This window comes from Crossiella sp. SN42 (assembly GCF_023897065.1).
In the GTDB taxonomy this organism is placed as follows: Bacteria; Actinomycetota; Actinomycetes; order Mycobacteriales; family Pseudonocardiaceae; genus Crossiella.
In genome coordinates this window covers 1-11,886 of the sequence record NZ_JAMHIV010000043.1, presented here as the reverse complement: position 1 = coordinate 11,886, position 11,886 = coordinate 1, and the positions used below count along the sequence as shown (strand labels likewise).

Genomic DNA, 11,886 nt, shown 5'->3' with positions numbered 1-11,886 from the left:
CGGCGGCCCTGACCCGACGTTCGCAGCATAGGTTAGCCTCGCCTAAGCGTGCGGAAGCGGGGGTGGTCCAGACCACCCCCGCCCCTCCCCCACACTCAGCCGGTCACCTTTTCCAGCTCGTCCAGGTAGCCCTGCCAGCCGGCGGTGGTCGCCTCCAGGTACTCCTCCGGCAGCGGCCCGACCTGGGTGAACCGCACGTTCGTGCCGCCCTCGACCTCGGTCAGCGCGACCGTGATCAGCGCGTGCGGGCCGGAGCCGTCCGCCTGGTCGGTCAAGGTCAGCACCACCCGGCTGTCCGGGACCAGCTCGACGAACTCGCCGGAGAAAGTCATCTCCTGACCCTCGTAGACCAGCACGCCGCGCCACTTGCCGCCGGGCCGGGCGTCCAGGGTGGTGCGCTCGGGGTCGGTGCCGTACCACTGCACGAACAGCTCGACGTCGGTCCACGCCTGGTAGATGCGCGCCCTGGTGCCGGGCAGCACACGGTTGATCTCGATCCGGGTTTCCGTTGTGGTTTCAGCCATGGCCACAGCCTGTCCACTCCGGACCGGACCGGGCAGATCGCGAAGTCACCGGAGCCTTGTGACATCCGCATCTGGTCACTGACAAGTTCCGGCGGGCACGATCGGCGGCTGTGAACCGCGCCGGTCGTTTACCGTGCACCCGTGCCGGACTCCCTCGACGTGCCACCGCGCTGGCTGCTCGCCGCCCGGATCGGGCTGGTCGCGTTCCTGGCGCACATCCCGCTGATGTCCCTGGTGCGCCTGGAGCTGACGCCGGTCGAACCGGGCCACACCGGGCAGGCTGCGGTGGCCACCCTGCTGTTCCTGCCGCCTGCCTGCGTGCTGCTCTACGCCGCCACCGGCGGGCGGCGGCCCCGGCACGCCGGGCTGCTGCTCGGCTGGGTCGCGCTGGTGGTGCTCGGCGCGACCGCGGTGATCGGGCTGGACTGGCTGACCTCCTACTACCTGCTGATCACCCTGGTGCTGGTGGTGCTCCGGCCGCCGTGGTCGCTACTGGCCGCCGCATTGCTGGCCGCGTCGCTGGTGCTGCTGCCGCTGGCCATGGGCCGCCCGGACCACGTGCTGTTCTTCGGTCTCGGCGGCCCGATGATCGGGCTCGGCGCGGCGGTGCTGACCTGGCTGCTGGTCGCGGTGGTCCGGCTGCGGGACAGCCACGCGGAGCTGGCCGCCGAGGCGGTGCTGGCCGAGCGGGCCAGGGCGGGCGCGGAGATCACCGCGTCGCTGGGCGCGCCGCTGGCCCGGCTGGCCGAGGGCGCGGCCGCGGCCACCCGGCTCATCGGCGCGGACACCCCTGGCGCGGCGGTGCGCATCCGCGAGCTGGCCGGGGTGTCCCGGCAGTCGCTGGCCGGGGCCAGGCGGCTGGTCAGCCGGTACCGGCGCGGCCCGCTGCGCGCGGAGCTGGACACCGCGGTCGCGCTGCTGGCCGCGGCCGGCATCCCGGCCAGGCTGGAGCTGCCCGAGGACCCGCTGCCCGAACCGGCGGAGGCGGAGCTGGTCCGGCTGCGCGCGGAGCTGGCCGCGGTGCTGGCCGGGCCGCCGGTCGCGGAGTGCGTGATCACCGTGCGCGCCAACGGTTCGCTGGCGGTGACCGGATGATCCCGGTCCGCTACCTGCGAGTGCTGGTGATCGTGGTGCACGTCGTGCTGCTCTCCGTCGGCCCGCTGTTCGTCACCTTCGGCGCCCGGCACGAACCGCCGCAGGGCGCGGGCACCGGCCTGCTCTTCGGCGCGGCGATCCTGGCCCTGCAACTGCGGCACAGCCTGGCCGTGATGCGCGGCGAGACCCCCAAGCACGGGAAGTGGACCTTCGCGCTGCTGGTGGTGCTGGTCGCGGTGCCGCAGCTGTGGTTCACCTGGACCTGGGGGCTCAACGTGAACCAGGCGGTGGCCGCCTCCGCGCTGATGGTGCTGCGCAGACGGGCCGCGCTGGCCTGGTTCGCGCTCGTGGTGCTGGGCGGGCTCGGCTGGTGGGTCTACTACGCGCTCAGCGTCGGCAAGCCGCTGGCGCTGTTCCAGTCGGTGCAGGGGGTGGCCACCGCGGTCGGCATCTCGCTGACCCTCTACGGCGGCGCCAGGGTGGTGCGGATCATGGACCAGCTGGCCGCCAACCGCCGCGAGCTGGCCGAGCTGGCGGTCAACCGGGAGCGGCTGCGCATCTCCCGGGACCTGCACGACCTGTTGGGGCAGAGCCTGTCCGCGTTCTCGCTCAAGGGCGACCTGGCGCTGCGCCTGCTCACCACCGATCCGCCTGCCGCGCGGGCCGAGGTGGCCGGGATGGCGGAGGTGGCCGGCGCCGCGCTGCGCAGCCTGCGCGAGATCAGCCAGGGCGAGCACACGCCGACCTTCGCCGGGGAACTGGCCGCGGCCGAGTCGCTGTTGCGCGCGGCGGGCATCCGGCCGCATCTCGACGTGCTGGCGCCGGCCGAGCACGAGGAGGTGCTGGCCTGGACCCTGCGCGAGGCGGTCACCAACCTGGTGCGGCACAGCCACGCCACCGCCGCGACCATCACCGTCCGCCCCGGCCGCCTTGAAGTGGTCAACGACGGCGCGGACTCTCCCGGCCCGGACGGCAACGGCCTCACCGGACTGCGCCAGCGCGCCCGCGCCCACGGCGGGCGGTTGCACACGCAGTGCCGGGACGGCGAGTACCGGCTCGTGCTCGAACTACCCGTGGAGGCCCCGTGATCCGCATCCTGATCGCCGAGGACATGCACCTCATCCGGGGCGCGCTGGCCGCGCTGCTGACCATGGAGGCCGACTTCACCGTGGTCGCCCAGCTGGACCGGGGAGACGGAATCCTCGCCGCGGCAAGGGAATCGAGCCCGGACGTGGCGGTGCTGGACATCGACCTGCCCGGCATGGACGGCCTGAGCGCGGCCGAACTGCTGCACCGCGAGCTGCCGGAGTGCCGCACGCTCATCCTCACCGGCCTGAGCCAGCCGGGAAACCTGTTGCGCGCCTTGACCGCCGGGGTGCGCGGGTTCATCGTCAAGGACGCACCGGCCCAGCACCTGGCCGACGGAATCCGCCGGGTGCACCGGGGCGAGCGGGTGCTGGATCCGGACCTGGTGGCCGCCGCGCTGGAAACCGGGGCCAGCCCGCTGACCGCGCGCGAGACCGAGGTGCTGCGCACCGCGGTCAGCGGCGACTCCACCGAGGAGATCGGCCGCACCCTGTCGCTGTCCCCGGCCACGGTGCGCAACTACCTGTCCAACGCGATCAGCAAGGTCGGGGCGCGCAACCGCATCGACGCCATCCGGATCGCCAGGGACGCGGGGTGGATCTGAGCCGGGCGAACCGCCTCAGCCGCTCTCGGCGAGCCAGGTGCGCAGCGCCCACCACGTGTGCACCGTGGTGAGCACGTGTGAGCGCCCAGCGGGCGGGGCCTCGCTGAGGTCGAGATCGGTCAGCTCGGCCAGCCGGTCCAGCCGGTAGCGCACGGTGTTGGCGTGGATGTGCAGGGCGGCGGCCGTGGCGGTCAGCCTGCGGCCGTGGTCCAGGTAGCACAACGCGGTCGCGGCGATCTCCTGGTGGAAGGTGCTCTGCGGGTCCAGCGGCCGCAGCAGCCCCTCGGCCAGGGTCCGCGCCAGCACCGGGTAGGCGGCCAGCGCGGTCTCCGCGGCCAGGTCGGTGAGCAGCCGCACGCCCCCGCCCCCGCTCGCGACCCCCAGTGCCCGCACGCACATCGGGTAGACCTCGCGCAGCGCGGTCAGCGCGGTGGCGGGCGCGGCCACCAGCAGCGGTCCGTCGTCGGCCGGCCAGGACGGCGGCTGCTGGGCCAGCCCGGCCAGCCGTCCCTCGACCAGTCCGTAGACGCCGCCGAAGGCGAGCAGGCGCTGTTCCAATGCCCTGGCACGGCTGGGATCGGTGACATCGGAGACCACGCAGTGGTAGCGCTCGGCAGGCCGCAGCCCGGCCCGGTCCAGCTCGGCCGGGTCGGGGAAGTCGCCGTCCGGCACCAGCAACCGCCGCAGCACCTGGGTGTTCAGGTCGCGCGCGGTGCGGGACAACTGCAACTCGGCGGTGTGGTAGCCGCTGATGATGTTGCGCTCCACCGCGCCGATGTAGTGGTCCAGGTCCACCACGAAGTCCAGGATGGTCCCGTCGTCGGCGCCGATGCCGCGGGCCAGCTCCACGCTCGCCCTGATCAGCTCGGTGCGACCGGCGTGCACCCCGCGCAGCAGGCCGCCGATGGACACGCCCTGCGCGGCGCGGTCCGCGCCCAGCGCCTGCGCCGCGCTGAACTCCCCCTCCTCGTGCGGGTCGCCGCGCTCCAGGTGCGCGATGCCCTCGGCGAGCAGGGTGGCGATGTGCCGCCGGTTCTCCTCCTCCGGCAGCCGGGCCACCTCGGGGGAATGGGTGCGCGCGGCCGCGGTCACCCTGGCCACCACCCGGTCGTCGGCGGCGATCGTGGCCAGCGCCCGCAGCACCGCCTCGGTCATCCCGGCAGGCACGGCACCTCCGAAAGTCGTTGCGGCGAGCGCACAACGGGATCTGCGGCGTTCGGACGGACGAACCTGCCTCCGCCCCGGCCGCGACTGGTCACCTGTGGTCACGCGAGCGTAACAGCGCGCGTCGGTGGCCGGACCCCGTGCGGACGCCGACGTGATCGTGGTCGGCGCGGTCAGGAGAGCCGCCGGACATCCCAGCCCCAGTCCACGATCTGCTCGCGTCCGTCGACCTCGGCCAGCACGAACAGCTCCTGCCGCAACGGGTTGCGGTCCATGGTGACCTCGATGCGGGAGCTGAAGTCGGGCAGGATCGCCGACCGGTACTCCAGCACCGCCACCCGCGCCCGGAGGATCGCGCGCTGCTCCTCGGTGAGCCCGGCGGCCAGCCGCGCCACCGCTTTCTCGCAGCCGCGCGCGTTCAGCCGGTCCTGGAGCTTGGCCAGCGCGGCTCCGGTGAGCACCCGGCAGGCCGCCGGCGGATCGCCCGCGCCCACCGCGCGGAAGTACGCGTGCACGGTGGCCCCCAAGCCCTGGAGGTGGTGGTCGCAGCCGCGGAAGACCAGCACCACCGCGGTGAGCACGACCAGCACCGCCAGTGCCCGCTTCATGACTGGAGGGCGGCGAGGATGACCACCTCGGACTCGTCCTGGGCGAGGTAGCGCACCCGCACCACCGCGCCGGGCTGCACCTGCGCCACCAGGCTCGGCTCCAGCGCCTTCTCCTGGTCCAGGTCGAAGGTGCTGCCGCCGGGCCGGGTCACCCGCAGCCGCAGCGCGACCACCGCGCGGTCGCCGCGCAGCTCGCCGGTGGGCGACATGCTCAGCACCACGGCCCGGCTTTCCACGCCCTGCTGGGAGATCAGCAGCTGCCGCGGCGTGATCAGCCCCTTGGCCAGGCGGATCTGGTCGAGCGCGTGCTGGAGCTCCTGCGGCGGCGCGTCGGTGGCCAGCGCCACCCGGCCGGTGCCGGGCAGGTAGCGCACCGGCAGCAGGCGGCCGGGCTGCACCGCGGCGATGTCGGTGAGGTCCACCAGCTGCTTGGCCTCGGCGCGGAAAGTGTTGCCCTGCAAGGTGTCCACGTCCATGGTGATCAGCAGCTGCGGCTGGTCGTTGACGGACAACCCGGTGCGGGACACCGAGATCACCGTGCCCATGCCGATCGGCGCGCCCTGGAAGGCGGCCGGGACCTTGCCGCCGAAGCCGGAGTTCTCCATCAGCTTGGCGATCCGGAAGAGCATGGGAGCGACAAAAATCGCGCAGATCGGTCCGGCCAGGAAGCCGTTGAGCCAGGGCACCGGGCCGGTGCCGGTGAGGCCGGTGTGCAGGTAGAGCGCGGTGACGACCAGGCCGACGAGGGTGACGAGCCAGGCGATGATCTTCATGGGAATGTCCTTCCGGTTCAGGGGTTGCCGAAGAAGTCGAGGCGGCCGAACTCGGCCACGGTGATCCGGCCGTCCAGGCCGACCACGAGCAGCCCTTCGCCGGTGTCGTGGTCGCCGGCGCGGACGTAGAGCAGGGTGCGGTGCTCTGGGCTGGTCAGCGCGCGGGCCTGGCCGGTGCCCACCGGCAGGGTCGCGGTGACCTGGCCGGTCTCCAGGGACACCACGCTCAGCGCGCGGTCCCTGGCGTTGACGTCCTTGTTGTGGTGCACCACCACAAATCCGGCTGGCCCGCCCGCGGCGGCGTCGGGGCGGGGCCCGGTGGGGAAGCCCTCCGGCTCGGCCTCGCCGGGCGGCGGGGTGAGCGGCAGCTGGGCCTCGTGGAAGACGGTCTCGCCGACCGCTCCGGTGCGGCCGTCGGGGCTGCGGCGCACCAGGGTGCGGCCGGGTGCGGCCCCGCGAGCGCGCAGCTGCACGGTCTCCCGGCCGGGCAGCAGGGCTTCGGTGGCCGACGCGGCGGTGGCACTGGTGCTGGATCGCTGCGCGCTGAGCTTGCCCGCCCAGGCCGCGGCCACCTCCGGTGCGGCGGGGGTCGCGGTGGCGGCATCCAGCGCGATGGTGCGCAGGCCGCCGTCGGCGTCCATGGCCACCAGTGCCCGGTGCCGCCGGTCGTAGCCGTAGGCGGACCGCGAGTGCACCGGCCGGGACAGCCCGGGGACCAGGCCGCCGCGAACCTCGATCTTGCCACTGCCAAGATCCAGGATCACCAGGCCCTCGTCCGTGCTGACGTAGGCCATCCGTTCCCCGGCGGCGAGCACCCGGACCGGCCAGCTCAGCCGGTCGGCGAGCTGCACGTCCCACAGCGCGCGTCCGGTGGCCAGCTCCACCGCGGCCAGCCGCGCCTGGAACATGTCCTGGGTGATCATCTGGACCAGGCCCCGCTTGCCGGAACGCTGGTAGGGCACCAGGGCCACCTCGGCGCCGCGCACGGTGGCGAAACCCGCGCCCGGCTTCAAGGTCACGTCCGGCTCCGGGGAGACCAGGTAGGAGAAGCCGAAGACCATGAACAACACGAACGCCAGCGGCGCCGCCACCACTACCCGCGGCAACTGCACCCGCAGCTGGCCGCGGGGCTTGCGGCGCACCTCGTAGGGTCCGGGCTCCGCCCACACGTAACCGGTCTGGCTGGGGTCCTTCATCGGGCTGCTCCTCTCGACATGGGAGAAGCCTCTGGCGGGACCCGCGCCTACCGATCACAACTTTCGGCCCGGCGTTCACCCGACCGGGTAGGCATGATCAGCAGTTCAGGCGGTCCTGACCTGCTACGACCGGGCGCGCGGACCCGCCCCCTGCCAGGTTTGCTCTCGCCGGCCCACCTGGAGTCCGGCGGCTGGGAAGGGGATTGCATGCGTAAGACAGCGAGCGCCGTGGCAGTGGCACTGATGGCGGTCACGGGCGGGGTCCTGATGGCCGCGCCCGCGCAGGCGGCGGAGGCCGGGATCGAGGGCACCGCGCCGTCCTGCGTCACCTTGAAGCAGTGGCGCACCGGCAACACCGCCCACGCGAAGGCGACCAACACCTGCACCGGCACCCAGCGGGTGCGGATGATCTGGGCCTGGGCAGCCGACGGCGGCTGCATCTCGGTCCCGCGCGGCCACGAGTTCACCGAGACCCGTGGCGCGGCCGCCGTGCCGCCGAGGCCCAAGGTCTCCGAGCTGCGCTCCTGCTGATCAGCCAGTTGCGGTGGGGCCGCCTCGGTCATCCGGGGTGGCCCGCCCAAATCTGCCGGTGGAACCAAGGCAACCGGCGGCCGCCCCGGAGCGTGTTCACGCCATGAGGGGAACGATGAACGCAAAAATTCTGGGGATTTGCGTACTGGGGGCATTGTTCGGGACAGCGGCTTGTACTGGGGAAGCGCCGCCCGCACCGACGCCGTCCACCACCACGGTGACCGTCAGTCCGACGACCGCGGCTCCTGCCGCGCCGGATGCCAAGGCGGTCGCCTGGTTCGACGGGATGTGCGGCGCGGTGCACGGCTACCGGCTCGCCAACAACGAGCACCGGAGCAAGGAGAAGTCCGGCGTCACGGTGACCAAGAAGTGGTTGAGCGGTGAGCTCGGCAGGCTCGCCGAGCTGGCAGGCAAGACGGTCGGCGAGCTGAACGCGCTGGCGGCCTCGCCGGTCCCGGACGGTGACGCGGCGAAGAAGACCTTCGTGGACAAGTTCGCCGCGGCCAGGGACGCAGCGGCGGAGGGCAAGAAGAAGCTGGACGCCGGCGGCGGGCAGGACGCCGCGCTCAAGGCGATGCATGCGGCGCAGGACCACACCAGTGAGGCCGTCGACCCGCTGCGTCCGCTCAAGCTGGAGTCGCACGAGCTGAAGTTGGCCGCGGCGCGCGCCAAGGCCTGCCAGCCCACCTCGTAACAAGCCGGTGGCGTGCTGCCCGCGATCCCGATCGCGGGCAGCACACGCCTTAGGCTCAGGGGCATGGGGAGTGCGACCGCGACGGCGGTGCCGAGAGGGCAGCTGCTGGCCCAGTGCTGGGCGGAGCTGGGGTCCGCGGTCGCGGCGCTGAGCAACGGCGCGGGGCGGCCGTTGGCGCGCACGGAGAAGCTGATCCTGGACCCGCTGGTGCTGCGCCCGGTGCGCAACCCGCGGTTCGCCGGTGGCTCGGTGCTCGCCGAGCACGCCGCGGAGCTGCGCCGGGTGATCACCGAGGCCGGTCCCGCGCTGGCCGCGACGGCCTCCTGGTTCACCCTGCTGAAGAAGACGCGGCGGCGGGCCGGGATCACCGAGGGCAACCCGCAGGACCTGTACTTCCAGCGCTGCTTCGAGCTGGCCATCGAACACGGCGACCCCACCGGACGCCCGGAGGCCGAGCGGATCGCCGCGGACACCATCGTCGAGCTGCACTCCCCCGGCGGCAGGCCGACCGTGGCCGAGCTGCGCGAGTTCGTCCGCGCGCACGCCGCCGAACTGACCGAGCTGCTCGCCCAGACCTGGCCCGCGCCAAGGGAATCCACCGCACCGGCGGCCCGGCCCGCCGACTTCCTGGCCACCTGCCCCGAGACCCCCGACGAGAACCTGTTCGCCGCGCTGGTCACCGGCCGCACCGGCACCCACGAGTCGGCCGAGGCGGACCGGCCGGGGATCGCCCTCGGCTACGGGCTGACCGACCAGGAACGCCCGGCCCGGCCCGCGCTGGGTGACGGCGCGTCCAAGCGGCAGCTGCCCAAACCGTGGGACCGCTCGGTGCTGGAACGCCTCTTCGCCGCCTTCACCAGCGGGTTCCACCGCGAGTCGATGGCCGGGGTGCCCGCCTTGGTGCGCCAGGAGATCCACCGCTGCGCCCAGCCCTGGCAGCTGGCCGAGGAGGTCAGCCGGGTGACGCTGGTGCTGGGCCGCGACGCCACCACTGGCCTGGACAACGACGATCCGGTCCCGCCCGGCGCGGCGACCCGGCTGCGCGCCCGCTGGCGGCGCGAGGCCTATGTGCGCCGGGTGCTGCGCCTGCCCGGCGCGCGGGTGCCGGACCGGCTGCGCGCGGGCGTGCACGGCGTGCGCCAGGCCTACCTGCGCCGGTTGTGGGTGCGCCTGCACGGCCGGGAGCTGCGGGCCGGGCAGCTCACCGCGGGGCAGGTGTGGGACCTGCTGGACGGCGTGCTGCGCTCGGTGATCATGGACCAGCGCGACCACCTGCGCTCGGCGCTGAGCCGGGAAGCCGGTGCGGCATGACCCATCCCGAACAGACCGCGCTGGTCGAGGCCGCGGGCGCGCTGGTGCGCTGGGACGTGCTCGGCGAACCCGGCCCGGTCACCGAGGTGCACGAGCAGCAGCGCGCCGCCGCCTGGCTGTGGGAGCTGACCGAAGATCCGGCCGTGCTCGCCGCGGTGCACCGCCTGGCCCGCCTGAACTGGGCCCAATCCTGGTGGCCCGCCTCAACCGTGGCCGGGGTGCCGCCGCTGCACCCCGCCCTGCTGGCCGCCGAGCACGCGGTGGCCACCGCCGCGGTCAGCCACCTCCTGGACGACGAGCAAGCCACCGAACGCGCCCTGTCCGCACTGCTTCCGCTGCCCCTGGCCGCGCTGTCCGGGCACGCCGAAGCGCTCGTCCTCGCCGAGGAGCTGGCCGAGCTCGCCGAGGACTTCGGCGTCACCCCGCCCACGCCGACCGCCGCACTGACCCGCGAGGGTTTCGCCCTCGCCGCCGGTGCCGACACTCGCCCAGATGGCGTTGTGATGCAACAAGGTTCGGCACTTGTCGACTGGTCGATGGTCCCCGCTGGCGCGGTCGACGCCGCCGCCGAGGCGACCTGGTTCATCTTGCGCCGCAACGGAAAAACCCTCCTGGAGGTCACCGCCCGGCCCGCTCCCGGCGGAGTCCCACCCCGCTTGGCCGCCCAGTTCGGCCCCATCGACCTGCCCCTGGAACCGACCCCGGCCGGTGCGCTGACCGGCTCGATCCCGTTGCCCGCCAACGCGCTCCTGCTCCCGGCCGACCAGCGCGTGCTCACCGTCTACGCGCCCGGCTTCGCCGAGCCCGCGCCACCGGACCCGGCTGCCGCCGACCGCCGCGCCGCGCTGATCGCCCATGCCAGGACCCGCCTGGACGATCCCGCCGCCACGCTCACCGAACGCACCGCCCGGCTGCTGTGGAGCGGTGCGTGACCACTCCCGCAGGCCCGGCCTGGCAACGGTGGAAGCAGCTGCACAACGAGGGCGCGCACCGCTTCGCCGAGGGTGATGTGGCGGGCGCCGCCCGGCTGATGCACGAGGCGCACGCCCTCACCCTCGCCGCGCCCGGCGACCCCGAAGCCCTGGCCCGCCGCGCCCAGACCTTGATCAACCTGGCCAGCCTCACCGACGGCGAACCGGCACTGGAGCTGGTCAACACCGCGATCGAGCTGACCCACGAGTGCGAGGCCCTGGTCGGCGACGAGTTCGGCACGGAGTCCCTGCGCGCCACCCTGTTCGCCGTCCGCGCGCAGACCGTGGTCAACACCGGCGACTGGCGGTCCGCACTGCCGGACCTGCGCCGCGCACTGGACCTGGCCCCGGAAGACGAACTGGCCCAACAGGTCCTCGGCCACCTGCTGACCTGGTGCCACGAGTACGCGCACGTCCTGCGCCACCACGCCCGCTTCGCCGAAGCCCGGCAACTCCTGGACGCCGCCATCGAGGCCAGCACCTGGTTCCCGCTCCCCCAGGAAGGCGGACTGGCCGCACTGCACACCATCCGCGCCTCCGTGCTGGCCGCCGCCGGCGAGTTCGCCGAGGCCGCCACCGACGCCGCCACCGCCCAAACCCTGGCGGAAACCGCCGCCCCCCAACTGATCCCGAACATCCACCTGGCTCTGGCCGAGATCGCCGACGGCACCGGCGACCCGGCAACAGCGGCCGAACACCAGCACCTGGCCCGCGAACTGTTCGCCGCCCTCGGCGAGTCCGACGGCGAGGCCATCGCGCTGAACAGCCTGGGCCGCCTCGCCCACCTGGCAGGCCGGGACGAGGAGGCCCTGTCGCACTACACCGCGGCCGCCGGCCTGGGCACCGACCCGTGGCACCGGATCGCCAGCGCGTTCGGCCAGGCGGCGGCGCAGGTGACGCTGGGCCGCCCGGCGGAGGCGGTGCGGCTGCTGGCGGAGGTGCCCACGGACTCGCCCCGGGTGCGGATCGGGGTGTTGTCGGTGCGCGGCAGCGCTTGTGAGGCGATGGCGGAGTTCGACCGGGCCGACGAGAGCTTCGCCGAGGCCCGCGCGGCCTGCGCGGAACACGGCCTGTGGCACCTGGCGCTGAACTTGGCCTGGTGGCACGCGGACGCCCTGCTCCGCCGCGCCAAACACGCCCAAGCCCCCCACCCGCCGAACCCCGCCCCGCCCGCAGCCCCCGCCGCGGACCCCGCACCCTCCGCCAGCCACGCCGACCGCACCGCACAACCCCCGCCCGCCGCGCCCCTCGCCGACCGCGCCCCCAACCCCGCCAACCACGCCGCTCGCGCCCTGGACCTCGCGCTCCCCGCGGCCCTCGCCGCCGAAG

The 11,886-nt window shown here is 73.8% G+C and carries 13 protein-coding genes; 8 read left to right on the top strand and 5 right to left on the bottom strand.

Annotated elements, in window-relative coordinates:
- Positions 1 to 95: 95 nt before the first annotated feature.
- Positions 96 to 524 carry an SRPBCC family protein gene (locus M8C13_RS38275; protein ID WP_252485705.1) on the bottom strand — a complete coding sequence of 143 codons (429 nt, stop codon included), beginning with the start codon at positions 522 to 524 and terminating at the stop codon, positions 96 to 98.
- Positions 525 to 665: 141 nt separating this feature from the next.
- Here M8C13_RS38275 and M8C13_RS38270 point away from each other — a divergent pair, with 141 nt between their 5' ends.
- The 3 genes from M8C13_RS38270 to M8C13_RS38260 are packed head-to-tail and all read left to right on the top strand — an operon-like array spanning position 666 to position 3,309.
- Positions 666 to 1,619: a hypothetical protein gene (locus M8C13_RS38270; protein WP_252485704.1), complete on the top strand. Its 954-nt coding sequence runs from the start codon at positions 666 to 668 to the stop codon at positions 1,617 to 1,619.
- Positions 1,616 to 2,707, top strand: a complete 1,092-nt coding sequence (locus M8C13_RS38265; protein ID WP_252485703.1) for a sensor histidine kinase — start codon at positions 1,616 to 1,618, stop codon at positions 2,705 to 2,707. The genes M8C13_RS38270 and M8C13_RS38265 overlap by 4 nt, the downstream gene beginning before the upstream one ends.
- Positions 2,704 to 3,309: a DNA-binding response regulator gene (locus M8C13_RS38260; protein ID WP_252485702.1), complete on the top strand. Its 606-nt coding sequence runs from the start codon at positions 2,704 to 2,706 to the stop codon at positions 3,307 to 3,309. Before M8C13_RS38265 ends, M8C13_RS38260 begins: the two co-directional genes overlap by 4 nt.
- Positions 3,310 to 3,324: 15 nt before the next feature.
- Here M8C13_RS38260 and M8C13_RS38255 read toward each other — a convergent pair whose 3' ends face one another.
- From M8C13_RS38255 to M8C13_RS38240, 4 genes are all read right to left on the bottom strand, one after another.
- Entirely contained in the window at positions 3,325 to 4,476 is a 1,152-nt protein-coding gene (locus M8C13_RS38255; protein WP_252485701.1) for a helix-turn-helix domain-containing protein, read from the bottom strand.
- A 170-nt stretch (positions 4,477 to 4,646) separates the two neighbouring features.
- A complete protein-coding gene (locus tag M8C13_RS38250; RefSeq protein ID WP_252485700.1) occupies positions 4,647 to 5,081 on the bottom strand; it encodes a hypothetical protein in 435 nt (144 codons plus the stop codon).
- A complete protein-coding gene (locus M8C13_RS38245; RefSeq protein ID WP_252485699.1) occupies positions 5,078 to 5,854 on the bottom strand; it encodes a hypothetical protein in 777 nt (258 codons plus the stop codon). The genes M8C13_RS38250 and M8C13_RS38245 overlap by 4 nt, the downstream gene beginning before the upstream one ends.
- Positions 5,855 to 5,871: 17 nt before the next feature.
- Positions 5,872 to 7,050: a PA2928 family protein gene (locus M8C13_RS38240; protein ID WP_252485698.1), complete on the bottom strand. Its 1,179-nt coding sequence runs from the start codon at positions 7,048 to 7,050 to the stop codon at positions 5,872 to 5,874.
- A 207-nt stretch (positions 7,051 to 7,257) separates the two neighbouring features.
- Here M8C13_RS38240 and M8C13_RS38235 point away from each other — a divergent pair, with 207 nt between their 5' ends.
- From M8C13_RS38235 to M8C13_RS38215, 5 genes are all read left to right on the top strand, one after another.
- Positions 7,258 to 7,581: a hypothetical protein gene (locus M8C13_RS38235; RefSeq protein WP_252485697.1), complete on the top strand. Its 324-nt coding sequence runs from the start codon at positions 7,258 to 7,260 to the stop codon at positions 7,579 to 7,581.
- 217 nt (positions 7,582 to 7,798) lie between these two features.
- Positions 7,799 to 8,275, top strand: coding sequence for a hypothetical protein (locus M8C13_RS38230; protein WP_252485696.1), 477 nt, complete (start codon positions 7,799 to 7,801; stop codon positions 8,273 to 8,275).
- Between the two features lie 63 nt (positions 8,276 to 8,338).
- A complete protein-coding gene (locus M8C13_RS38225) occupies positions 8,339 to 9,586 on the top strand; it encodes a hypothetical protein (protein WP_252485695.1) in 1,248 nt (415 codons plus the stop codon).
- Positions 9,583 to 10,518 carry a hypothetical protein gene (locus M8C13_RS38220; protein ID WP_252485694.1) on the top strand — a complete coding sequence of 312 codons (936 nt, stop codon included), beginning with the start codon at positions 9,583 to 9,585 and terminating at the stop codon, positions 10,516 to 10,518. The genes M8C13_RS38225 and M8C13_RS38220 overlap by 4 nt, the downstream gene beginning before the upstream one ends.
- The coding region (locus tag M8C13_RS38215; RefSeq protein WP_252485693.1) for a tetratricopeptide repeat protein at positions 10,515 to 11,886 on the top strand (1,372 nt) is incomplete at its 3' end. The genes M8C13_RS38220 and M8C13_RS38215, both read left to right, overlap by 4 nt.

Bases quoted from the DNA above. Each gene is read 5' to 3' on its own strand.
- M8C13_RS38250 (WP_252485700.1), bottom strand. From the start codon at position 5,081: ATGAAGCGGGCACTGGCGGTGCTGGTCGTGCTCACCGCGGTGGTGCTG.
- M8C13_RS38275 (WP_252485705.1), bottom strand. From the start codon at position 524: ATGGCTGAAACCACAACGGAAACCCGGATCGAGATCAACCGTGTGCTG.
- M8C13_RS38220 (WP_252485694.1), top strand. From the start codon at position 9,583: ATGACCCATCCCGAACAGACCGCGCTGGTCGAGGCCGCGGGCGCGCTG.
- M8C13_RS38265 (WP_252485703.1), top strand. From the start codon at position 1,616: ATGATCCCGGTCCGCTACCTGCGAGTGCTGGTGATCGTGGTGCACGTC.
- M8C13_RS38240 (WP_252485698.1), bottom strand. From the start codon at position 7,050: ATGAAGGACCCCAGCCAGACCGGTTACGTGTGGGCGGAGCCCGGACCC.
- M8C13_RS38235 (WP_252485697.1), top strand. From the start codon at position 7,258: ATGCGTAAGACAGCGAGCGCCGTGGCAGTGGCACTGATGGCGGTCACG.
- M8C13_RS38225 (WP_252485695.1), top strand. From the start codon at position 8,339: ATGGGGAGTGCGACCGCGACGGCGGTGCCGAGAGGGCAGCTGCTGGCC.
- M8C13_RS38245 (WP_252485699.1), bottom strand. From the start codon at position 5,854: ATGAAGATCATCGCCTGGCTCGTCACCCTCGTCGGCCTGGTCGTCACC.